The organism is Pseudomonas sp. NIBRBAC000502773 (assembly GCF_006517195.1).
GTDB classification, from domain to species: Bacteria; Pseudomonadota; Gammaproteobacteria; order Pseudomonadales; family Pseudomonadaceae; genus Aquipseudomonas; species Aquipseudomonas marginalis.
In genome coordinates this window covers 3,521,500-3,543,953 of the sequence record NZ_CP041189.1, presented here as the reverse complement: position 1 = coordinate 3,543,953, position 22,454 = coordinate 3,521,500, and the positions used below count along the sequence as shown (strand labels likewise).

The window sequence follows — 22,454 nt, the reverse complement described above, 5'->3', positions numbered from 1 at the left end:
GACGGAATAAGAGCTTGCATTTAAAACCTCTGCTCCCGTGGTCGCAAATGCCTTCGACCTATTTTTAAGATGCAGGGAAAGCATATGGATCTTCGCCAACTGCGCTACTTCATCGCCCTCAACGAACACCGCAGTTTCGTGCGTGCGGCGGACGCCATGGGCATCACCCAACCGGCGTTCAGCCGCAGCATCCAGGGGCTGGAACAGGAGTTCGGCTGCGTGTTGGTCGACCGTGGCCACAAGGACCTGCGCCCCACGCCGGAGGGCCAAGTGGTGCTGCAACATGCCCTGTCCCTGGTGCACGGCGCCGCCTTGCTGAGCAGTGAAGTGACGCGCATGACCAAGCTCGACGCCGGCGACCTGCGCTTTGGCTGCGGACCGGCACCGGCGGTGAAACTGGTGCCGGATGCGGTGGCGCGCTTTATCAGCGCCCACCCGAAAATCCGCACCAGTTTCCAGGTGGATAACTGGGAAAAACTCAGCCGTGCCCTGAGCCGTGAAGAGATCGAATTCTTTATTGCCGACATCCGCCAATTCGAAGCCGACCCGAATTTCCAGACCCGCGCGCTGACCCCCAAGCGCGGGGTATTTTTTTGCCGACCGGGGCACCCGTTGCTGGCCAAGGACAGCCTGTCGACCAACGACATGTTCGACTACCCGCTGGCGGCGCCGCTGATCTCACAGGGCATTCGCAAACTGTTGGCGAACCTGAGCGGGCGCATGGATTTTTCCCCGAGCATCCAGACCGAACATTTCCCGGCGCTGGTGAAGATCGTGCTGCAGTCCAATGCCATCGGCGTCGGCACCGAGGAGGCATTCGCCGAAGACATCGCCCAGGGCACGCTGAAGCTGCTGCACTGGCGCAACCTGCCGCAGAACATGGAGACCATGAGCGCCCGCTGCGGGATTGTCAGCCGCACCGGTTCGCGGTTGTCGCCGGCGGCGAAGGCGATGATCGAGACGCTGGTGGAGGTGGACAGGCAGGAGGTGAGCGTGGCGGTTTGAAGGGCCTCATCGGGGGCAAGCCCCCGATGGCGATAGCCCAGGCACCACCCGACTCAAAGCCCCGCCGCCGACAGATTCGGCGCCACCCAGTCACTCACCTGGAACGGCTTGCGAATCAGCTTCTCCTTGGAAGCCAGGTCCACCGAACCCTGCAATTTAGCCAGGAACACCGGGTCCAGGGTCGACGGGAAAATCTCGCTGAGGGTCTGGTCTTTCAAGTCATTGGTGAGGATCACCGGCGGGTAACTGGCCAGCCCGGACACCAGCGCAATGTAGGCTTGCTTGTTGTTGTCATCGGTCAACCAGTGCACCGCCTGCTGCTGGGCCTTGAGCAGCTTGGCGACGGCGTCGGGGTGCTCGTCGACAAACTGTTTGCTGCCCACCAGCACCGCCTGGATGCTGCCGGCGCCACCGAGGTCCTTGGTGGTCAGCGGTATTTCAGCCAGCCCCTTGGCTTGTAACGCCGTCAGGTTCGAACCGCCCCAGGTGGCGTCGATCTGCTTGGCGGCCAACGCGGCATTGGCGGCGTTGTAGTCCAGGCTGATGACTTTGAAGTCCTTCTCACTCAAGCCCTGGCTGGCCAATGCACTGTCGAACGACAACTGGCTGGCCGTGCCACGGAACACCGCGACGCGCTTGCCCTTGAGGTCCTGCAAGGTCTTGATGCCAGAACCCGGCACCACGCCGAGGTACTGCTTGATGTCCCGTGCGGTGGCACTGAGCAGGCGCGTCTCCAGGCCATTGGAGCGGCCGATGATCGCCGCCAGGTCGCCCAGGTACGCCAGGTCCACCTGCCCGTTGGCGAAGGCTTCGTTGATCACAGGGCCGGCGCCCTTGAAGTAATTCCACTGGATCTTGATGCCTTGGTCGGCAAAGGCTTTTTCGAAGATCTGCTGCTCGCGCAGCACGTCCGTTATGCCCCCGCCGCTGTGCTGGCTGCCTGCGCTGAGGTCGGGCACGGCGATGCGGATTTCCTTGAGGTCGGCAGCCTGTACCAGGCCCGCCAGTGCGGTGCCTGCGACCAGGGTGATCAGACGTTTGAATGGCAGTTTCATAAGCGCAGCTCCTTGTGGGCGAGGGTCGCCTGGGGAGCAGAAAGTAGGCATAACCTGATCAAAACTTTAAATACTATAAATTCACAATTTAATAGCTTTTAGAACTATACGAAGGGAAACGCAGGCTCCAGAGGGCTATGCATGAATAGCATCGAAAATATTCTTCGAATGCATTGGATGCGTGCCGGAGCGAGGCTTTAAATGGCTTTTCTTATCCCTCAATCATCTTGATTACATTTTTATAAGATCGAAATCACATAACGCCCTTGGCGACAACGGAGGTCCTCCATGGCCCGAATCTCACTTTTGAGCCTCCCGCTCGCGGCTCCCGGCGCCACGCCACGTTGGCCGCTGCGCAGTGAACGGCTGTTGCCATGGTTGCTGCCGGTGACGCTGTTTGCGCTGTGGTGGCTGGCCAGCCGCAATCACTGGATGAGCGAGCAGATCCTGCCGCCACCGTCCCTGGTGTGGAGCAGCGCCGTGGAACTGGCCGGCGGCGAGCTGTGGAGCCACCTGGCGATCAGCCTGCAACGCCTGTTCTGGGGGTTGCTGGCGGGCATTGGCGCCGGGGCGCTGCTGGGGGCGGTGCTGGGTTTCAGCGCGCGCGCCGAGCGCCTGGTGTTTCCGACGTTCAGCGCGTTGTCGCAGGTACCGACCCTGGCCTGGATTCCACTGTTCATGGTGTTCTTCGGCATTGGCGAAACCCTGAAACTGGTGGTGCTGGTGAAGGCGATCGTGGTGCCCGTGACCCTGCATACCCTGGTGGGCGTGCGCGACGCCCAACCCCAGTTGCGTGAAGCCGCCCGCGTGCTGCGCCTGCCCACGCACCTGTTGATCCGGCGCCTGATCCTGCCTGCCGCGCTGCCCGCCTTTATGGCCGGCGTACGCCTGGCCCTGGCGGCCGGGTGGACCTCGCTGCTGGCGGTGGAGTTGCTGGCCTCCAGCGAAGGCATCGGCTACCTGATGGTGTGGGCGCGCCAGCTGTTCATGCTCGATATCGTCTTCGTGTGCATCGTGGTCATCGGCGTATTCGGCGTGGTGATGGACCGTGGCATTGGCTGGCTGGACCGCAAATGGGTGCACTGGCCCCATCCTGCCACGGCGCAGATTCGTCGCGGCCCGCGCTATCAAGGCTGGCAGCGCCTGCAACCGTGGTTGCTGCCCCTGCTGTTGCTGGCGCTGTGGCAGGTCGCGACGCAACAAGGCTGGGTCGACCCGAACATTCTGGTCAGCCCTTGGGTGGTGCTGCACACCACCGTCGCCGGTGTGGTGGATGGCAACCTCAGCGGTGCACTGGGCACCAGCCTGGGGCGAAGCCTGGGCGGCTTGCTGCTCGGTGGCGGTGTTGGCTTTGCCATGGGCCTGTGGCTCGGACTGTCACGGCGCAGTGAGCGGGTACTCGGGCCGACCCTGAGCGCCTTGCGCCAGATCGCGATTTTCGCCTGGGTGCCATTGCTCACTGCCTGGTTTGGCCTGGGTGAGTTGGCCAAGTGGGTGTTTATCGCCCTCGCCGCCTTCTTCCCGTTGTTTATCGCCACTCAACGCAGCGTGCTGAATCTGTCGCCACAGCTCAACGAAGCGGCGCAGGTGTTGCGCCTGAATCTGTTCCAACGGCTGCGACGCCTGGTACTGCCAGGCGCCGCAGCCGGGATTTTCGCCGGCCTGCGCCTGAGCCTGATCTACGCCTGGCTGGGCACCATCGGTGCGGAATATTTCATGCCGTCCAACGGCGGTATCGGCAGCCTGATGATCGGCGCCCAACAACTGCTGCGCATGGACCTGATCATGAGCGGCATGCTCCTGGTCGGCCTTACCGGCGCGGCCCTCAACCTGATCGGCCAGCGCATCGAAACCCGCGCCACCCGCTGGAGACACGCATGAACGCACCTATCGTCAGCTTCAACCATGTGGGCAAGACCTTCGACGTCGACGGCTTCGAGCTGGAGGCCATCCGCGAATTCAACCTGGAGATTGCCGAAGGCGAATTCGTTGCGATTGTCGGCTCCAGCGGCTGCGGCAAATCCACCCTGCTGCGTTTGCTGGTGGGGCTGGATACGCAGTTTCGCGGCGAGATCCGCGTCGACGGTAAGGCCGTGAGCGGCATTGGCGGCGAGCGCGGCATCGTGTTCCAGGAGCATCGTCTGTTCCCCTGGCTCACCGTGGCGGAAAACATCGGCCTGGGCCTGGTCAACGAGCCACTGAGCGAAGCAGAGCGCAATCGACGCATCAGCGATTTTATCGAGCTGGTCGGCCTCACCGACTTCACCCGCGCCTATCCGCACCAACTGTCCGGCGGCATGGCGCAACGGGTGGCGATTGCCCGCGGCCTGGTGGCCAGCCCGCGCATCCTGCTGCTGGATGAACCCTTTGGCGCCCTCGACGCCCTGACCCGCCAGCAGATGCAGGACGAACTCCTGGCGATCCGCGCCCGCGCCAAAATCACCACGGTATTGGTGACCCACGATGTGGAGGAAGCGATTTTCCTCGCCGACCGCGTGGTGGTAATGGAGCCCCGGCCGGGGCGGATCAAGCAGGTGGTGGACGTCGCCCTGCCACATCCACGTCAGCGCAGCAGTTTTGAATTCCATCAACTGCGCGAAGAACTGCTGCATGAATTGACCAACGATGGCCACTACCAGCCGCCGGTGCGCGAACAGATCCGCGATCTGCCATTGGCCTTTATTGCCTGCTGAAAAAAGGAGTGCCTTGATGCCGCAACGTCCCAATTTTCTCGTGATCCTGGCCGATGACATGGGCTTCTCCGACCTCGGTGCGTTTGGCGGGGAAATTTCCACGCCGCACCTGGACGCACTCGCCCTGAACGGCCTGCGCCTGACCGACTTCCACACCGCCCCGACGTGCTCGCCTACCCGCTCGATGCTGCTCACCGGCACCGACCACCATATCGCCGGTATCGGCACCATGGCCGAGGCACTGACCCCGGAGCTGATCGGCAAGCCCGGCTACGAGGGCTACTTGAATGACAAGGTGGTGGCACTGCCGGAGTTGCTGCGCGAAGCCGGTTACCAGACATTGATGAGCGGCAAGTGGCACTTGGGCCTGACCGCCGAACTGGCGCCCCACGCCCGCGGTTTCGAGCGTTCGTTCTCGCTGCTGCCGGGGGCGGCCAACCACTACGGCTTCGAACCGACCTATAACGACGACACCCCGGGCCTGCTCAAATCCACCCCGGCGCTGTACATCGAAGACGACCGGTTCGTGGAGCAATTGCCAAAGGACTTCTATTCCTCCGATGCCTTCGGCGACAAGCTGCTGCACTACCTCAAGGAGCGCGACCAGGCCCGGCCGTTCTTCGCCTACCTGCCGTTTTCCGCGCCGCACTGGCCGTTGCAGGCGCCTGCGGACATCGTCGAAAAGTACCGTGGCCGCTACGACGCCGGCCCCGAAGTGCTGCGCCTGGAACGCCTGGAAAAACTCAAGGCATTGGGGCTGATCGACGCCAATGTCGAACCCCATCCGTTGATCGAGCTGAACACCCAGTGGGCCGCCTTGAGCGACGATCAGCGCCAGGTGTCGGCGCGGGCCATGGAGGTGTATGCGGCGATGGTCGAGCGCATGGACTGGAACATCGGCCGAGTGGTGGATTACCTGCGCCAGCAGGGACAGTTGGACAATACGTTCATTGTGTTCATGTCCGACAACGGCGCCGAAGGTGCGCTGTTGGAGGCGTTCCCTAAGTTCGGGCCGCAGTTGCTCACTTACCTCAACCAGCATTACGACAACAGCCTGGACAATATCGGCCGCGCCAACTCCTACGTCTGGTATGGCCCGTCGTGGGCGCAGGTGGCGACGGCGCCGTCACGCTTGTTCAAGGCGTTCACCACCGAGGGCGGGATTCGCGTGCCGGCGCTGGTGCACTATCCGCAGTTGTCGCTCAAAGGTCGTATCAGCCATGGGTTCGGCACGGTGATGGACATCACGCCGACCATCCTCGACCTGGCCGGCGTGCGTCATCCGGGCAAACAATGGCGTGGCAAGCCGGTGGCGCCGCTGCGGGGCAAGTCCTGGTTGGGCTTCCTCTCCGGCGAGACCGCCCAGGTGCACGACGACAACACCGTAACCGGCTGGGAACTGTTCGGCCGCCGCGCGATTCGCCAGGGCCAGTGGAAAGCCGTGTACATCCCCGGCCCCGTGGGCCCGGCGACCTGGCAGCTGTATGACCTGGGCCAGGACCCTGGAGAAATCCACGACCTGGCCTTGAGTCATTCGGACAAACTCGCCACGTTAATCGGCCACTGGCAGCAGTATATGGACGAAACCGGCGTGGTGCTCAGCGCGTCGCCGTTTCAGCCGGATTGAGCCGGGCCTGGGGCGACGCCATGGGCTCGAGCCGATTGGCCCGCGCAAATGTGCCGAAATCATTGAAACGCACGCCCATCTCGGCCATGACCTTATGCGCCACCTTGGCCGTCATCTGGCGGATGTAGAACGGCTCCTTCACCACAAAATGGTGAATCCCGTGGGTGCTGCCGAAGTTGAAGCAGAACGCCTGCAACGGCCACAGCCACCACGGGTTCAACACTTGGGTTTGCTGGATCACATTGCCCGGCTCCACATCGCCGTAGTAGTGCATGTTGGAGCTGACAAAGTGCAGGCAAAAGGTGCGCAGCACATTGGGGCCGATGATTACCACGGCGGCGATGTCGATCACCTGCATCATCTGCAAGGTGCCGGTGGACCAGTCGATCGGGGTGCCCAGCAGGCTGGCGATGCCGTTGGCGGCATGGAAGCCGAGGAAGATATACCACGCGCCCCAATGCAGCAGCGCCAAAGGTGCGTAGACCAGCAGCGAGCGCTTGAGGATCTTGAGTTTATGGCCCCAGGTCCTGGCGCGCAGCATGCGGATAAACGCCGACATCACGTTATCGCCCACCATCAGCAACCGCGCCAGGCCCCAGGGCTCGCCGTTGGTGATCGCACGTTCCTCCATATCGGTCTCGGTGCCGGAGACCTTGTGGTGATTGAGGTGCAGGTGGCGACGGATCCACGGGTTGATGGTGCTCGGCCGCGCCAGCCACACCAGGCCCATCATCAGGTTGTGGGGCACGCGCTGTTTGCGAAAGTACATGCTGTGGATCAGGTCGTGTTCCAGCTCGTGGGTCAGTGAGGCCAGGAACGCATTGAGCAGCAGGCAGGCCCACCAGGCCATGTGACCGCTGATATAGAGCGCCGCCGAGCCGATCATGCCGAGCAGGGCAAAGGCCAGGATGCCCGCGCCCAGGGCGTCCTGATGCTGCAACCACGGGTGCCGGCGGCGCAAGCGCACGCCTTCGGCGAGCACCACCTCACGGATATGCGCCGAACGCTGTTGCGCGTTCATCTGCTGGGGACTTGCAGAAGTACCGTCCATGCTCCCATCCTCTTGGTTATTGAGGGTTACATCCTGCACCCGTGCCCCGCGCAGGACGCTAGCCCCACACGCCAACCTGTTGACCGCAAGCGCCAATCGCCATGACCGAACCCACTTCCCTCGCCAGCTGGACCCGCGCCCTGCGCAAGCAGCTCGATGCCCTGGGCCTCGACAGCGCCGCGCTGTGCGCCCAGGCCGGGCTCGATCCGCAGCAGATGGACGACCCCAATGCGCGTTACCCGCTGTCGGCCACCACGCGCCTGTGGGAACTGGCGGTGCAGGCCAGCGGCGATCCGGCCATCGGGTTGCGGGTGTCGCGGTTTGTCAGCCCGACCACCTTTCATGCGCTGGGTTATGCGCTGGTGGCGAGTGGCAGCCTGCGCGAGGTGTTCGAGCGCATCGTGCGGTATCACCAGGTGGTCAGTGATGCCCTGAGCCTGGAACTCAGCGGCGATGGCGAGCGCTACCGCTTTCGCCTGCTGCAACCGCCGGGCAGCCCGGCGCCGGCGCTGGAAGCTATCGATGCATTTGCCGCGATCTATGTGCGCACGTGCCGCAATCGCCTGGGCCGCGACTATGCGCCGCTGGCGGTTTACCTGCGGCGGCCGCAACCCGCCGACCCCAAGCCCTGGCACACGGTGTTCCGCGCACCGGTATTTTTCGGCGCCGAGGAAGACCGCCTCGAATTCGCCGCCAGCGATTTCGACAGCCACCTGGACGACGCCAACCCGGAACTGGCCGAACACAACGAAACCGTGCTCAAACGCACCCTGGCGCAACTGCAACCGCTGACCTGGGAACGCAAGGTGCGCGCAGCCATCGAGGCCCAACTGCCCGATGGCGAGCCGAGTGCCGAGCGGATTGCCCAGGCGCTGCACTTGAGCCTGCGCAGTCTGCAGCGGCATCTGGCGGATGAGGGGTGTCGGTTTGATGCGTTGCTCAATGAGTGTCGCCAGAACTTGGCGTTGCTCCACTTGCGTGATCCACAGTGTTCATTGGCCGAGGTCAGCCATCTGTTGGGATTTGCCGATACCAGCAGCTTTAATCGGGCGTTCAAGCGCTGGACGGGGATGACGCCGGGGCAGTTTCGGGATGGGTTGCGGTAGGGGGATGTGTGGGGAGGCTGAAGGCCTCATCGGGGCATGGGTATCTACACAACTTTTCAGCCCCTGACAAATCTCACTGTGGCGAGCGGGCTTGTCCCGCGCTGGACTGCGTAGCAGCCCCAAAACCAGCCTCTACAGAGTGTCTGATACACCGCGTTCTTCTTTACTGGGGCTGCTAAGCAGCCCAGCGCGGGACAAGCCCGCTCACCACAACAGCCCTATCTGCCGGGCGTTCAGTGTTGAGCCCGAGTTGTGTAGATACCTATGATCATCGGGGGCAAGCCCCCACATTTGAAATGCGTTCTCCTGTGGGAGATTCTATGTTGCAGGACAACCCTGCAACGGCCGATTCGGTTGGTATTCGCTCTGGTTTTTCATCAGGGCGAACGCCACCCGTGCGAGTTTTCGGGCAAGAATTACCAAGGCCTGAGTCTTCTTGAATCCTCTGGCCAGGTACCCTTCATAAAATGGTTTCCAGGTCGCTGAACGACAGGCAGCCATGGCCGAGTTGTGGGCCAGACGCCGTATTTCCGGATCCCCTTTCTTGGTCAGACTGCGACTCCCCGTCTTTTTTCCCGAGTCATCGACCCTCAAGTCCATGCCCAAAAAAGCGATGAAGGCATTGCTATCCTTAAACTCGCCACGCAAAAAAGCCGTCGCAAATCCGGTTGCCGTCAGTACTCCGACGCCTTCAATGGCCTTGCAACGCTCAATATTTTCGGCGACTCCAGCCTCTTTGCTCAGGTCGCGCAGCTTTTTTTGAATGGCCAAATCCGAGTGCTTAAACGTCTCCATCAGACATTTCAGCTCCTCTTCCAGGCGCGGCTCATCGGCCCAGCTCTGAGCCAGACTGACGCGCGCCTTGATCAGTGCTGCCCGTCGATGAAGCAGACTTTGCAGGGCCTTGTAAGCCTTGGGTGGCGGGCTCCAAGCGCGTAATCCACCCTGTTCATGCGCCAGGTACCGAGCTAGAAGACGAGCATCGCACGGATCATTTTTAGCTCGTTGGCCGACACCGCGACGGTAATGACTCAAGCGATAACCGTCCACGACGTAGACCTGATGACCCAACTCATGGGCCAACTCAACCGTGTCCAAGTGGTAAATATTGGTGGCCTCGACGGCAATGCCACTTTGGGCGGGCAGCGTCTTGAGCCAGCGTTTGAGTGCTGTTCGATTATTGGGGATGGCTTGTGTGGTTTGCAGATCGGCACGATAGACGAGCACCTCAGCCTTGGCCACATCAACACCCACGACCGTTTGCGAAGTAAGGATTGTCATGACGAATCCTCGGAGCTAGGGTTTAAGAGCTTGTTGGGGTCTACCGTTGCGCTGACTTGTCTCTATCGTCGGCCTTGCCGATGAATTCCTTATTGGCGCTTTTGGGTAGAAGGGGTGGGACGAAGTCTCCCACGGTCTGTACTGGTTAGAGTCAGAATCGGGCTTTTAGTCCCACCCACCCCTTCAAGTCTAAACATACAAGGGGGCTTGCTCCCGATGGCAATCTTTCAGGCACTACAGTAGTGACGGGATCAATCAGCGACCCCGATCGCGCCGCAACAGTTTCCTGACTCGCATCACCAACCCCTTGGCCTCAAACGGCTTGAGCAGGTAATCATCCTCATGCAACTCCAGACCGCGCAGGCGATCTTCAATCCCGCCCGGTGTGGTCAGAAACAACACCGGTGTCTCACCCTTCTGCCGGATCGCCTGCTGCAGCTTCCAGGCATTCAGGCCAGGCAACATCACATCCAGGATCACCAGGTCGTATTCGGCGCTTTCGACAAAGCGCTGCGCGGCCATGCCGTTGGCCGCGACTTCCACGGTGTAGCCGGCCTCGTTCAAGCCCCGGGCCATCCGCTGTGCCTCTTCGGATTCATGTTCCACTAACAGCACACGCATAACACACCTCGATTAATCAGGTTTGCAGGCTAACACCCTCAGGTGTGCGCCGCCTCTCGTAGCCGCTGTGCATCGAGGATTTCGATCTCGCCGTAGCCCAGGCGCACGATGCCCTGGGCTTGCAGGTCCTTGAGCAAGGCATTGGTGGTCTGGCGCGACAGGCTCAACATCGCCGCCAGGTCTTCCTGGGGCAGTTGCAGCACGCGTTTTGAAGGCGCCATGTCGCCGTAGCCCTCAACAATCATCAACAGCCGGTGGGCCAGGCGCACCGAAGCGGGCATCAGGCTGAGCTGTTCGAGGCCGATAAAACTCAGGCGCAGCTTCTGGCTCATCAGCAGCGCCAGGTCGCGCCAGTAGCAAGGGGATTCATCGAGGATCTTCAGCAGCGCCTGCTGCGGCACCTGCACCAGCGTGCACGCCCCCGTGGCGCAGGCGTCGTGGGTGCGCGGCAAGCCGTCGAACAGGCAGATCTCGCCGAACCAGTAGGGCGCCCCCACCAGGCTCAACAGCGCTTCCTTGCCGTGCTCATTCACCGCACTGACACGCAACGTGCCCTCGAGCACCGCATACAAGCCGCAGGGCGGGTCGCCGCGCGTGAACAGGTACTGTCCCGCCGTCAGCTGCCGCAGCCGCGCATGGGCCAGCAGACTATGCTGGAAAGGTACGGGCAGGTGACTGAACCAGTGGCCGACGGCCAACCGGGCGTGCCATTGCGTCGCATCCATGAGAACTCCGAAGATTGTCGCCCAACTGACAGTTAGTCCCAGGCTGACAGGGCATGATCAAGCATCCTACAGGAGGAACAACAATGAAAAGCCTCGTCGATCACCTCAGTCAATACGCCGCCTACCACCGCGACCCGCGCAATATCGCCAGCCACTTCATTGGCATCCCGCTGATTGTGGTCGCCGTGGCCGTGCTGCTGTCACGCCCCGAATGGGCGGTGGGCGGGCTGTGGCTTTCCCCGGCAGTGATAGTGGCGCTGTTTTCCGCGTGGTTTTACCTGCGGCTTGAACTGGCCCTGGGCGTGCTGATGACGGTGTTGATGGGCTTGTCGGTGTGGGTCGGGCACGTGTTGGCGGCGCAGAGCACGATGGTGTGGCTCAGCAGCGGGGTGGGAATGTTCGTGGTGGGCTGGGTGATTCAGTTTGTCGGGCATTACTACGAGGGCAGGAAGCCGGCGTTTGTGGACGACGTGTCGGGGCTGATTGTGGGGCCGTTGTTTGTGGTGGCGGAGGTGGCGTTTTTGCTGGGGCTGCGCAAGGGTTTGAAGCAGCAGATCGAAGAGCGCTCGGGACCGGTGGTTCGCCGCGATCTGAAGCCGAGACAGGTCTGAATGTGGGAGGGGGCTTGCTCCCGATGGCGGTGTTTCAGTCAGCTTATCTGCTGCTGACCCACTGCTATCGGGGGCAAGCCCCCTCCCACATTTGGTTCCAGTTTCAGAGTTGGTTTTGCGGTGAACTCAGGCTTTTTGCCAGACCTTGGGCTTGAAGAACAGGGTCTCGCCACGGGCCAGGCCGGTCAGGCTGTCGTGGTCCTTCACCACTTCGGCTTCGATCAGCTCGCTCTGGCCTTCGACCTTCAAGGTGACCCGCGTGGTCGCGCCCAATGGACGAATATCACGCACCTCGGCCGCGTGATGATCTTCCAGTTCGTGGCGCGACAGCGACACTTCGTGGGGGCGGAACAGCACGTGCTTGTCTTCACCCAGGTGCAGGCGGTTGGAGTCGCCGAGGAAGTGGTAGACGAAATCGCTGGCCGGGTTTTCGTAGACGTCGCCCGGTGAGCCGATCTGCTCGATCACGCCCTTGTTCATTACCACGATGCGGTCGGCGACTTCCATGGCCTCTTCCTGGTCGTGGGTCACGAACACCGAGGTCAGGTTGATGTCTTCGTGCAGGCGCGCCAGCCAGCGGCGCAGTTCCTTACGCACCTTGGCATCGAGGGCGCCGAAGGGTTCATCCAGCAGCAGCACTTTCGGCTCGACCGCCAACGCGCGGGCCAGGGCGATACGCTGGCGCTGGCCACCGGAGAGTTGTTCCGGGTAACGGTCGGCCAGCCAGTCCAGCTGCACCATGTTCAGCAGTTCGTGAACCTTGGCCGCAATCTGGCTTTCGCTCGGGCGCTGGTTCTTCGGCTTCATGCGCAGGCCGAAGGCGACGTTGTCGAACACGGTCATGTGGCGGAACAGCGCGTAGTGCTGGAACACAAAACCGACGTTGCGATCGCGCACGTCGTGGCCGGAGACGTCTTCACCGTGGAACACGATGCTGCCGTCATCCGGGGTTTCCAGGCCGGCGATGATGCGCAGCAAGGTGGTCTTGCCGCAGCCGGAAGGCCCAAGCAAGGCCACCAGCTCGCCACTCTGGATATCCAGGTTGATGCTGTCCAGGGCCTTGAAGGCGTTGAAGTTCTTGCTGACGTTACGGACTTCGATCGACATGACTTATTCCTCAGCCGCACTGGCGCGCAGGCGATTAATACGGTTCTCGCTCCACTGCTTGAGCAGCAGGATGAAGAGCGCCAGGATCAGCAGCAGACTCGCCACCGCAAACGCGGCAACGTGGTTGTATTCGTTGTAGAGAATCTCGACGTGCAGCGGCAAGGTGTTGGTCACGCCGCGAATATGGCCGGACACCACCGACACCGCGCCGAACTCCCCCATGGCCCGCGCGGTACACAGCACCACGCCGTAGATCAGGCCCCATTTGATATTCGGCACGGTGACATGCCAGAACATCTGCCAGCCATTGGCACCCAGCAGGCGCGCGGCCTCTTCTTCCTGGGTGCCCTGCTCCTGCATCAGCGGGATCAGTTCGCGGGCGACGAACGGCACGGTGACGAAGATGGTCGCCAGCACGATGCCGGGCAAGGCGAACACGATCTGGATGTCATGCTCCTGCAACCACGGGCCAAACAGGCCCTGGGCGCCGAACATCAGCACGTAGACCAGGCCGGCGATCACCGGGGAGACCGAGAACGGCAGGTCGATCAGCGTCACCAGGATGCTCTTGCCACGGAACGAGTACTTGCTCACGCACCAGGCCGCGCTGACGCCGAATACCAGGTTGAGCGGCACCGAAATCAGCACGGCGATCACCGTGAGTTTCAGTGCGGACAACGCGTCCGGTTCAAGGATCGCGGTGAAAAACGCACCGAGGCCGTTCTTCAAGCCCTGGGACACCACGATAAACAGCGGCAGCAGCAGGAACAGGAAGAACACCAGCCAGCCCAGGCTGATCAGGATGCGCCGGGAAACAGCGCTGCCACGGCGGGCTGCGTTGGCCGAGGATGCCGCGGAAATAGACGATTGGGACATGTTCCGCGCCTCCTTATGGACGTTCGATGCGCCGCTGCAACAAGTTGATCAGCAGCAGCAGGACAAAGGAAACCACCAGCATCAGTACGCCAATGGAGGTGGCGCCGCGGTAGTCGTACTGGTCGAGCTTGACCATGATCAGCAGCGGCAGGATCTCGGTTTTCATCGGCATGTTGCCGGCGATGAAAATCACCGAGCCGTACTCACCGACGCCACGGGCAAACGCCAGGGCGAAGCCGGTCAGCCAGGCGGGCAGCAGCGCGGGGACGAGGATGTAGCGGAACACCTGCAACGGCTTGGCGCCCAGGCAGGCGGCGGCTTCTTCGATTTCCCGGGGGATATCGGCGAGTACCGGCTGCACCGTGCGCACCACGAACGGCAGGGTCACGAAGGTCAGCGCCAGGGTGATGCCCAAGGGGCTGTAGGCGATCTTGAAGCCCAGGTCGGCGGTGAACTGGCCCACCAGGCCGCTCGGCGTGTACAGGGCAGTCAGGGCAATACCGGCCACGGCGGTGGGCAGGGCGAACGGCAGATCGATCATCGCGTCGATGATCTTGCGGCCGGGGAAGGTGTAGCGCACCAGCACCCAGGCCAGCAGCGTGCCGATCACGCCATTGATCAGGGCGGCGTACAGCGCGGTGCTGAAGCTCAGCTTCAACGCCGCCAGCACACGGGGTGCGGAGATGATGTTCCAGAACTGATCCCAGGTGAGTTGAGCGGCGTGTACGAACATCGCCGCGAGGGGGATGAGTACGATCAGGCTGAGGTACACCACGGTGTAGCCCAGCGTCAGCCCGAAGCCGGGTATGACGGGGGAAATACGACGCGACATAAGAGTCCTTGGTTAGCGGAACTGACACACAAAACCCGCAGGTGAATGCGGGCTCTGTGGGCGGGTTGTTGCTCGGCTTACTGCGCCGTGTAGATCTGGTCGAACACGCCACCGTCGTTAAAGAATTTCGGCTGGGCAGTTTTCCAGCCGCCGAAGTCTTTGTCGATAGTCACCAGGTCCAGTTTCGGGAACTGCTGGGCGTATTTGGCGGCCACTTTTGCATCCCGTGGGCGGTAGAAGTTCTTCGCCGCAATCTCCTGGCCAGCCGGGCTGTACAGGTGCTTGAGGTATTCAGTGGCGATCTCGGTGTTGCCCTTTTTCTCGGCGTTCTTGTCGACCACGGCCACCGGCGGCTCCGCGAGGATCGACAGGGACGGCACGACGATGTCGAACTTGTCGGCGCCGCCGTCTTCTTTCAGGGCCAGGAAGGCTTCGTTTTCCCAGGCCAGCAACACGTCGCCCTGACCGTTGTTGACGAAGGTAATGGTCGAGCCGCGCGCGCCGGTGTCGAGGATCGGCACGTGCTTGAACAGCTCCTTGACGTATTCCTGAGCCTTGGCTTCGCTGCCACCGGATTTCAGGCCGTAGGCCCAGGCGGCAAGGAAGTTCCAGCGCGCACCGCCGGAGGTTTTCGGGTTAGGCGTGATCACCGACACGTCTTTCTTGATCAGGTCGCCCCAATCCTTGATGCCTTTAGGGTTGCCCTTGCGCACCAGGAACACGATGGTTGAGGTGTAGGGCGTGCTCGCATCCGGCAGGCGGGTCTGCCAGTTTTCCGGCAGGGTCTTGCCCAGCTTGGCGATTTCGTCGATGTCACCGGCCAGGGCCAGGGTCACCACGTCGGCGCGCAGGCCGTCGATCACCGCCCGGCCTTGCTTGCCCGATCCACCGTGGGATTGCTGGATCTTGACGGTGTCGCCGGGGTGGGACTGTTTCCAGAAGTTGGTGAACTCAGCGTTGTAGTCCTGGTACAGCTCACGGGTAGGATCGTACGAAACGTTGAGCAACTCGTAGTCCTTGGCAACCGCGGAACCGGCAAACACGGCGCTGGCCAGGGCGGCCAGGGCATAACGGCGAATCGACGACATAGAAGCTCCTGAAAATTCTGGGTGTTGGCTTTTTCTTATAGTGACGGGGTCTATCGCCGTTATTGCTTAGCTCGGTTTGTTACCCGGGTTCTGCAAACGGAATTTTTCCTTGCGTTCGATCTGTACCACTTGAGCGTTGTGCACAGTGATTTCCACCGCGCCAAACCGCAGATCGCGCAAGGCGCTCTGGATCTCGCGCAAAATGGCTGCTTCGTCCTGGCCGTCGACGCTACGTAGAGATGCGCTCATGGTCTCGCTCCTGAAATGAATAGTGCCTCGCAGTGGCGGCACTGCTTGCGGCGTAGGGCGATAGTAGATAAGCGCGGATATTCTTAAAAATACTATTTAAGAATGTTTATATAACCAGAAAGAATTTTCTGGCAGGACGTGGGGTTGCGCGCTTATTTTGCGACCGAGCGCTGAAATAACGCCTTGTGAATATCCAAATGTGGGAGGGAGCAAGCCCCCTCCCACATTTGAATGCATTTCAAGCCTGGATGGCGGGGGCGCAGTCCCAGTCAATGGCCTGCGCCGGCATCGGCCGCCCAAACCAGTACCCCTGGCCCATATCGCAGTGCTGCTCCAACAAGAACCGCGCCTGCTCCATCTGTTCGATCCCCTCGGCATGCACCTGCATGCCCATGCTTTTCGCCAGGGCGATCACCACCCGCACGATGGCGGCATCGTCTTCGTCCCACGGCAGCCCGGCGACAAAGCCCTGGTCGATCTTGAGTTTCTGCACCGGCAGGCGCTTGAGGCGCAGCAGGGAGGAATAGCCGGTGCCGAAGTCATCGATGGCCAGGCGCAAGCCCAGTTCGCGCAGGCGGTGCAGTTGTTCCAGGGCCACTTCGGGGTCGTCCATCACCGCGCTTTCGGTGACTTCCAGCTCCAGGAAGGCCGGATCCAGGCCGGTAGCGTGCAGCACCTGGGCGACTTGATCGTAGAGTTCGCGCCGGGCAAACAGGCGGCTGGATACATTGATTGCAATAAAGCTCAGCGGCGCGCCGTCGGCCAGCCATCGGCACATCTGTCGGCAGGCCTGGTCCATCACCCATCCATCGATCTCGGCAATCAACCCGGTGCGTTCGGCGATGGGGATGAAATCACCCGGCGGCACCAGGCCACGCTCAGGGTGTTGCCAGCGCACCAGTGCTTCGACGCCGATCAGGCGGCTGGTGTGCAAGTCGTGCACCGGCTGGTAGTAGACGCGCAGTTCCTGTTGTTCGAGGGCGCGGCGCAGTTCGCTGGCGATTTCCACCCGGTTCTGCGCGTGGGCGGTGAGTTCTTCGGTGTACAACGCGTAGCCTTCGCGGCCCACGCTTTTGGCCTTGAAGAGCGCGGAATCGGCGTTGCGCAACAATTGCTCGGCGCTCAGGGCATCATTGGGGAACAGGCTGATGCCGATGCTGGCGCTGATAAACAGCTGATGGCCGTCAAAGATGAACGGCTGCTTCATCACATCCAGCATGCGCTGTGCCAAAGCCGCCGCCTGCACCACCTGTGAGCAGTTTTCCGCGAGCACCGCGAACTCATCCCCGCCCAGGCGCGCCAGGGTCACGCCAGGGCCGAACAGCGCCTTGAGCCGCTCGCCCACCAGTTTGAGCAACTGGTCGCCCACATTATGGCCAAGGCTGTCGTTGATGATCTTGAAGTGATCCAGGTCCAGCAACAGCAGGGCGCAGCCGCGCTTGTGGAGTTGCGCCGAGGCCAGCGCCTGCTCGGCGCGGTCGGTGAACAGCAGGCGGTTGGGCAGGTCGGTCAGCGGGTCGTGGTGGGCCAGGTGAGCCAGTTCGTGCTCGGAATCCTTGATGGCGCTGATGTCGGAAAACACCGCGACGTAATGGCTGATATGGCCCAGGTCATCGCGAATCACGCGAATGGTTTGCCACTGTGGATAAATCTCACCGCTTTTGCGCCGATTCCAGATTTCACCGCTCCATTCACCGGTGTGTTCCAGGGTCTGGAACATCTGTTGATAGAAATTCGACGAATGGCGACCGGACTTGAACAGGCTCGGCTGCCGGCCCATGACGTCTTCGCACTGGTAGCCGGTGATTTCCATGAAGGCCCGGTTCACATGCACGATCAGGCCCTTGGCGTCGGTGACCAACACCCCTTCGCGAGTGCAATCGAACACGGCAGCAGCCTGGCGCAGGCGCTCGCGGTTCTCTTTCAAGGGTTGCTGCTGGTCGGCCCGGGCAGATCGGGCACAGATCAGGTAGATCAACCAGGCACTGAGCGCCACCCACACGTAACCGCGCACCTGCAACCACTGGTGCAGGTCGGTCGGATTATCGAGAAACTCGATCAATACCCGATGAGTGAGGCCTATCCAGACGCTCGAAGCCAGCAGGTATACCAGCCCAGCACGCAGGGCTCCTCGGTATGAAAACAGCATATGCCCAGTAATCCTTACTAAAAGCCCAGAATCGTCCTACAAAGAATGGGGATTATAGGATATGTAACATCTCGTAAGTCTTATCTGAAAGGGCCGCTGGTTTTCTCTGTAGGCTTAGTGATAATGCGTGTGCTGTTCTTTTCTTTATCTGAGGGCCATACAGCCTATGTGGTACAACGGTTTTCTTGACTTGTCGGCCTGGCAACTGGTGGCAGTCACCCTGTTGATGACCCACGTGACCATCGTTGGGGTCACGGTCTATCTGCACCGCTATTCAGCCCATCGCTCCCTGGAGCTCAATGCCGGCCTGAAACACTTCTTCCGCTTCTGGCTGTGGCTGACCACAGCGCAGAACACCCGCGAGTGGACCGCCATCCACCGCAAGCACCACGCCAAGTGCGAGACCGTCGACGACCCGCACAGCCCGGTGATCAAGGGCCTGTCCACCGTATTGCGCAAAGGCGCCGAGCTGTACCGTGCCGAGGCCGAAAACCCCGAGACCCTGCGCATCTACGGCAAGAACTGCCCGGACGACTGGATCGAGCGCAAGCTCTACACTCCTTACCCGCTGCTGGGTGTGGCGATCATGGGCGTGATCGACCTGCTGCTGTTCGGCGCCATCGGCATCACCATCTGGGCAATCCAGATGATGTGGATTCCGTTCTGGGCCGCCGGCGTGATCAACGGCCTGGGCCACGCCGTGGGCTACCGCAACTTCGAATGCCGTGACGCCGCCACCAACCTGGTGCCGTGGGGCATCATCGTCGGCGGCGAAGAGCTGCACAACAATCACCACACCTACCCCAACTCGGCCAAGCTGTCGGTGAAGAAGTGGGAATTCGACCTGGGCTGGGCATGGATCAAGGTGTTCAGCTTCCTGCGCCTGGCCAAGGTGCAGCGCGTGGCACCGATTGCCCACCGCGTGGAAGGCAAGGGCCACCTGGACATGGACACCGCCATGGCGATCCTCAACAACCGCTTCCAGATCATGGCCCAGTACCGCAAGTTGGTGATCGGCCCGTTGGTCAAGCAGGAGCTGGAAAAAGTCGATCACTCGGTGCGCCACCAGTTCCACCGCGCCAAACGCCTGCTGTCGCGGGAAACCAGCCTGCTGGATGACCGCCACCACCTGCGTATCCAGAGCATGCTGGAACACAGCCAGGCGCTGAAAGTGATCTACGAAAAACGCCTGGCGCTGCAGCAGATCTGGCTCAAGACCAGCTCCAACGGCCACGACATGCTCGCCGCCATCAAGGAATGGGTGCACGAGGCCGAGGCCAGCGGCATCCAGTCCCTGCGGGATTTTGCCCACCAATTGAAGACCTATTCGCTGCGTCCTGCGGCGGTCTGACAGTCGCGTGGGAGGGCTTGCCCTCCCACCCATCAGCTTTTTGGCGCCATTTCTCGGACACCGTCAATCGAGCCTGTTGACGGAACTTCACTGCAATTCGCCTCTCTCAATGAACACTTCGCCATCATGGTGGCCCCTTGTAGTGACCGCTGCTCGATCTTGCGGCGCGCCCAGAGAGAGTTGTGCCGATGGTTCTCGAAAAGCCCTTCACCGCCGACAGCCCTACCGCTGACCCTCCGCGTCCGGCCGCGGCAGCAACCCTGCTGGCACTGGTACATGCCCAGGGCGAAGTCGAACGACTGAGTGAGCGCGAACAATTGCTCAGTTCTCTGCTGGTCAGCGTAAACGCCGTGCTGTGGGCCATCGATTGGCAAACCCGCCGCGTGCTCTACGTCAGCCCGGCATACGAGCGGATTTTTGGACGTTCCGCCGGCCTGCTGCTGGCCGACCACCGCGAATGGCGCAACAGCATTCACCCCGAAGACCTCGATTACGCCGAACACAGCCTGGCGCGCGTGCTGGAGCAGGGGGCCGTGGAAGACCGCGAGTACCGCATCATCACCGCCGACGGGCAGATCCGCTGGCTGAGCGACAAGTGCTACATCAACCAGCAGGTCGAACCCGGCGAGCCGGTGATCGTCGTCGGCATGGCCGAAGACATCACGGAAAAAAAACAGCTGGAACTGGAGCTGCACCGTCTCGCCACCACCGACGTGCTGACCCAGAGCAGCAACCGCCGACACTTCTTCGAATGCGCCAACCAGGCCTTCGACAGCGCCTGCGCCCAAGGCGCGCCGCTGGCCTTCCTGCTGCTGGACATCGATGACTTCAAGGACGTCAACGACACCTACGGCCACCTAGAGGGCGACCAGGTGCTGCGGCGTATCGCCGAGAGCGGTCGCGGGGTCCTGCGCCGTGGCGACCTGTTCGGGCGCATTGGCGGCGAAGAGTTCGCCGCAGTCCTGCCAGGTTGCGCGCCGGAGATGGCGCTGCAGGTGGCCGAGCGCCTGGGCAAGGAGATTCAGGCGCTGAGCTTCAGCTATGAGGGCCAGGCGTTCAGCGTGACCATCAGCCAGGGCCTGGCCAGCCTGACCGAGGAAGACTCCACCCTGGACAGCCTGTTCGCCCGCGCCGATGCCGCCATGTATGAGGCCAAGCGCCTGGGCAAGAATCGCGTGATCGCTGGCTGAATGCCGATCACTGTGGGAGGGGGCTTGCCCCAATGCCGGTCAGGTAAGGGACAGAACGGGCAACCCGTCATCTGTGGCGAGCGGGCTTGTCGAATCGTCGCACCGCCCGCGTTGGGCTGCGAAGCAGCCCCAAAACCAAGCGCAGAGGAGTGCCTGATACACCGCATTTTGTTTTTATTAGGGGCGCTTCGCACCCCAGCGCGGGACAAGCCCGCTCACCACAAGAATGCGGTTGCCTGAAATTGTTTATGCAAGACTCAGGATTTTAGAGTGAAATTTTTTACCCTTTAAAATCAGTAAGTTATTTTAAATTTGATAAGAGCTGGCTTGCTTCAGGCACAAAAAAACCCGCCGAAGCGGGTTTTTCTTATCGATCAAGCCAACTTGCGCTTACAGCTCGGAGAAGCACTCTTCGATGATCGCCAAGCCTTTGTCCAACTGCTCGTCCGGCGAGGTCAGCGGCACCAATACGCGCAACACGTTGCCGTAGGTGCCGCAGGACAGCAGGATCAGGCCCTTGTCACGCGCCTTGGCCACCACGGCGGCAACGGCCGCAGCGTTTGGCTTGTGGCTGTCGCCGTCTTCGAACAACTCGACCGCGATCATCGCGCCCAGGGCACGCACGTCACCGATTACCGGGTACTTGGCTTGAATCGCCTTGAGGCCAGTCACCAGGCGCTCGCCGACAGCCTTGCAGCGGTCCAGCAGGTGCTCTTCCTCAAACACGTCCATCACCGCCAGCGCAGCGGCGCAAGCGATCGGGCTACCGGCGTAAGTGCCGCCCAGGCCACCAGGGGCAATGGCGTCCATGTATTCGGCCTTGCCGCACACACCGGCCAGCGGGAAACCGCCAGCGATGGATTTGGCGAAGGTGGTCAGGTCGGCGGCAACGCCCATCTGTTCCATGGCGAAGAAGGTACCGGTACGGCCGGCACCGGTTTGCACTTCGTCGGCGATCAGCAGGATGCCGTGCTTGTCGCACAGTTCGCGCAGGCGCTTCATGAACGGCTTCGGCGCGACGTAGAAACCGCCCTCGCCTTGGACCGGCTCGATGATGATGGCGGCAATATCGCGCGGCTCGGCATCGTTCTTGAAGATGCGTTCGATACTGGCGATGGAGTCGTCGTCGCTGACACCGTGCAGTTCGTTCGGGTACAGCGCGCGGAACACGCCGCCTGGCATCAGGCCCATGCCGGCCGAGTAAGGCACGACTTTACCGGTCAGACCCAGGGTCATCATGGTGCGGCCGTGGTAGGCGCCAGTGAAAGCGATCACGCCGGCACGGCCAGTCGCGGCACGGGCGATTTTCACGGCGTTTTCAACGGCTTCGGAACCGGTGGTGACCAACAGGGTTTTCTTGGCGAAATCGCCGGGGACCTTGGCGTTCACTTTCTCGCACACTTCGACGTACGGCTCGTAGGCCAGTACCTGGAAACACGTGTGGGTCAGCTTGTTCAGCTGTTCGGTCACGGCGGCGATGATTTTCGGGTGCACGTGGCCGGTGTTCAGCACGGCGATACCGCCGGCGAAGTCGATGAACTCGCGACCTTCAACGTCGGTTACCGTGGCGTTCTTCGCGGATTCGGCGAAGATCGGGTGAATCTGGCCAACACCGCGCGGTACAGCGGCTTCGCGGCGTTTCATCAGGGAAGCGTTGGTCTTGCTCATAAAGTCCTCATTCGCCACTCATCGGGTGGCGTTGCTCAAGGAATACGTGGCGGGGAGGCAACTACGGCAGCATGCGATGATCGACTGCCACAGCTTTCCCGGCCACTACGAATAACGGTGTGAAACACGCAAAGGGTCAGCGCTCTCGTGCCCTTTGCGTTTACTGCAA

The 22,454-nt window shown here is 61.6% G+C and carries 21 protein-coding genes; 9 read left to right on the top strand and 12 right to left on the bottom strand.

The features are described from left to right. Window positions 1–84: 84 nt before the first annotated feature. Window positions 85–1,005, top strand: a complete 921-nt coding sequence (locus NIBR502773_RS16410) for a LysR family transcriptional regulator (RefSeq protein ID WP_065941063.1) — start codon at window positions 85–87, stop codon at window positions 1,003–1,005. 53 nt (window positions 1,006–1,058) lie between these two features. Here the strand turns inward: NIBR502773_RS16410 and NIBR502773_RS16405 are convergent, their stop codons facing one another. Continuing rightward, window positions 1,059–2,060, bottom strand: a complete 1,002-nt coding sequence (locus NIBR502773_RS16405) for an ABC transporter substrate-binding protein (protein ID WP_115487840.1) — start codon at window positions 2,058–2,060, stop codon at window positions 1,059–1,061. Window positions 2,061–2,348: 288 nt separating this feature from the next. Here NIBR502773_RS16405 and NIBR502773_RS16400 point away from each other — a divergent pair, with 288 nt between their 5' ends. The 3 genes from NIBR502773_RS16400 to NIBR502773_RS16390 are packed head-to-tail and all read left to right on the top strand — an operon-like array spanning window position 2,349 to window position 6,380. Next, the gene (locus NIBR502773_RS16400; RefSeq protein ID WP_065941061.1) at window positions 2,349–3,941 is read left to right on the top strand and encodes an ABC transporter permease; all 1,593 of its coding nucleotides are present in this window, start codon (window positions 2,349–2,351) and stop codon (window positions 3,939–3,941) included. After that, window positions 3,938–4,753: an ABC transporter ATP-binding protein gene (locus NIBR502773_RS16395; RefSeq protein WP_065941060.1), complete on the top strand. Its 816-nt coding sequence runs from the start codon at window positions 3,938–3,940 to the stop codon at window positions 4,751–4,753. The genes NIBR502773_RS16400 and NIBR502773_RS16395 overlap by 4 nt, the downstream gene beginning before the upstream one ends. Before the next feature lie 16 nt (window positions 4,754–4,769). Further along, the gene (locus NIBR502773_RS16390) at window positions 4,770–6,380 is read left to right on the top strand and encodes an arylsulfatase (protein WP_141156455.1); all 1,611 of its coding nucleotides are present in this window, start codon (window positions 4,770–4,772) and stop codon (window positions 6,378–6,380) included. Here the strand turns inward: NIBR502773_RS16390 and NIBR502773_RS16385 are convergent. Beyond that, complete coding sequence (locus NIBR502773_RS16385) at window positions 6,352–7,431, bottom strand: fatty acid desaturase (protein ID WP_141156454.1); 1,080 nt, start codon at window positions 7,429–7,431, stop codon at window positions 6,352–6,354. The genes NIBR502773_RS16390 and NIBR502773_RS16385 overlap by 29 nt on opposite strands. A gap of 101 nt (window positions 7,432–7,532) precedes the next feature. Here NIBR502773_RS16385 and NIBR502773_RS16380 point away from each other — a divergent pair, with 101 nt between their 5' ends. Further along, window positions 7,533–8,537, top strand: coding sequence for an AraC family transcriptional regulator (locus tag NIBR502773_RS16380; protein WP_065926327.1), 1,005 nt, complete (start codon window positions 7,533–7,535; stop codon window positions 8,535–8,537). A gap of 318 nt (window positions 8,538–8,855) precedes the next feature. Here NIBR502773_RS16380 and NIBR502773_RS16375 read toward each other — a convergent pair whose 3' ends face one another. The 3 genes from NIBR502773_RS16375 to NIBR502773_RS16360 form a co-directional block, all read right to left on the bottom strand. Next, a complete protein-coding gene (locus tag NIBR502773_RS16375; protein ID WP_141155450.1) occupies window positions 8,856–9,818 on the bottom strand; it encodes a transposase in 963 nt (320 codons plus the stop codon). A gap of 255 nt (window positions 9,819–10,073) precedes the next feature. Beyond that, window positions 10,074–10,439, bottom strand: coding sequence for a response regulator (locus NIBR502773_RS16365; RefSeq protein WP_065926326.1), 366 nt, complete (start codon window positions 10,437–10,439; stop codon window positions 10,074–10,076). A gap of 38 nt (window positions 10,440–10,477) precedes the next feature. After that, entirely contained in the window at window positions 10,478–11,164 is a 687-nt protein-coding gene (locus NIBR502773_RS16360) for a Crp/Fnr family transcriptional regulator (RefSeq protein ID WP_141156453.1), read from the bottom strand. A gap of 83 nt (window positions 11,165–11,247) precedes the next feature. On the opposite strand from NIBR502773_RS16360, the gene NIBR502773_RS16355 reads away from it, so the two are divergent. Next, on the top strand, window positions 11,248–11,775 hold the full coding sequence (locus NIBR502773_RS16355) for a DUF962 domain-containing protein (RefSeq protein WP_141156452.1): 528 nt from the start codon (window positions 11,248–11,250) through the stop codon (window positions 11,773–11,775). 126 nt (window positions 11,776–11,901) lie between these two features. Here NIBR502773_RS16355 and NIBR502773_RS16350 read toward each other — a convergent pair whose 3' ends face one another. The 6 genes from NIBR502773_RS16350 to dibA all read right to left on the bottom strand — a co-directional run bounded on the left by NIBR502773_RS16350 (window position 11,902) and on the right by dibA (window position 18,076). Then, on the bottom strand, window positions 11,902–12,882 hold the full coding sequence (locus tag NIBR502773_RS16350) for a sulfate/molybdate ABC transporter ATP-binding protein (RefSeq protein WP_092490370.1): 981 nt from the start codon (window positions 12,880–12,882) through the stop codon (window positions 11,902–11,904). Window positions 12,883–12,885: 3 nt separating this feature from the next. Next, complete coding sequence (gene cysW, locus NIBR502773_RS16345; RefSeq protein WP_065926322.1) at window positions 12,886–13,758, bottom strand: sulfate ABC transporter permease subunit CysW; 873 nt, start codon at window positions 13,756–13,758, stop codon at window positions 12,886–12,888. 13 nt (window positions 13,759–13,771) lie between these two features. Next, window positions 13,772–14,590 carry a sulfate ABC transporter permease subunit CysT gene (gene cysT / locus NIBR502773_RS16340; protein ID WP_141156451.1) on the bottom strand — a complete coding sequence of 273 codons (819 nt, stop codon included), beginning with the start codon at window positions 14,588–14,590 and terminating at the stop codon, window positions 13,772–13,774. Between the two features lie 77 nt (window positions 14,591–14,667). Next, a complete protein-coding gene (locus tag NIBR502773_RS16335) occupies window positions 14,668–15,678 on the bottom strand; it encodes a sulfate ABC transporter substrate-binding protein (RefSeq protein ID WP_027607869.1) in 1,011 nt (336 codons plus the stop codon). 66 nt (window positions 15,679–15,744) lie between these two features. After that, the gene (gene oscA, locus NIBR502773_RS16330; RefSeq protein ID WP_003170956.1) at window positions 15,745–15,927 is read right to left on the bottom strand and encodes a sulfur starvation response protein OscA; all 183 of its coding nucleotides are present in this window, start codon (window positions 15,925–15,927) and stop codon (window positions 15,745–15,747) included. Between the two features lie 238 nt (window positions 15,928–16,165). Beyond that, window positions 16,166–18,076, bottom strand: a complete 1,911-nt coding sequence (gene dibA / locus NIBR502773_RS16325; RefSeq protein WP_141156450.1) for a phosphodiesterase DibA — start codon at window positions 18,074–18,076, stop codon at window positions 16,166–16,168. Between the two features lie 166 nt (window positions 18,077–18,242). Here dibA and desA point away from each other — a divergent pair, with 166 nt between their 5' ends. Both desA and NIBR502773_RS16315 read left to right on the top strand, forming a co-directional pair. Continuing rightward, the gene (gene desA, locus NIBR502773_RS16320; protein ID WP_027607871.1) at window positions 18,243–19,427 is read left to right on the top strand and encodes a delta-9 fatty acid desaturase DesA; all 1,185 of its coding nucleotides are present in this window, start codon (window positions 18,243–18,245) and stop codon (window positions 19,425–19,427) included. 188 nt (window positions 19,428–19,615) lie between these two features. Further along, entirely contained in the window at window positions 19,616–20,617 is a 1,002-nt protein-coding gene (locus NIBR502773_RS16315) for a sensor domain-containing diguanylate cyclase (protein WP_065941053.1), read from the top strand. Window positions 20,618–21,007: 390 nt separating this feature from the next. Here NIBR502773_RS16315 and gabT read toward each other — a convergent pair whose 3' ends face one another. Then, window positions 21,008–22,285 (bottom strand): 4-aminobutyrate--2-oxoglutarate transaminase, encoded by a 1,278-nt coding sequence (gene gabT / locus NIBR502773_RS16310; protein ID WP_065926318.1) that lies wholly within the window; start codon window positions 22,283–22,285, stop codon window positions 21,008–21,010. On the opposite strand from gabT, the gene NIBR502773_RS30975 reads away from it, so the two are divergent. Then, the gene (locus NIBR502773_RS30975; RefSeq protein WP_256097758.1) at window positions 22,278–22,400 is read left to right on the top strand and encodes a hypothetical protein; all 123 of its coding nucleotides are present in this window, start codon (window positions 22,278–22,280) and stop codon (window positions 22,398–22,400) included. The two genes, gabT and NIBR502773_RS30975, sit on opposite strands and share 8 nt — an antisense overlap. The last annotated feature ends 54 nt before the right edge of the window (window positions 22,401–22,454 follow it).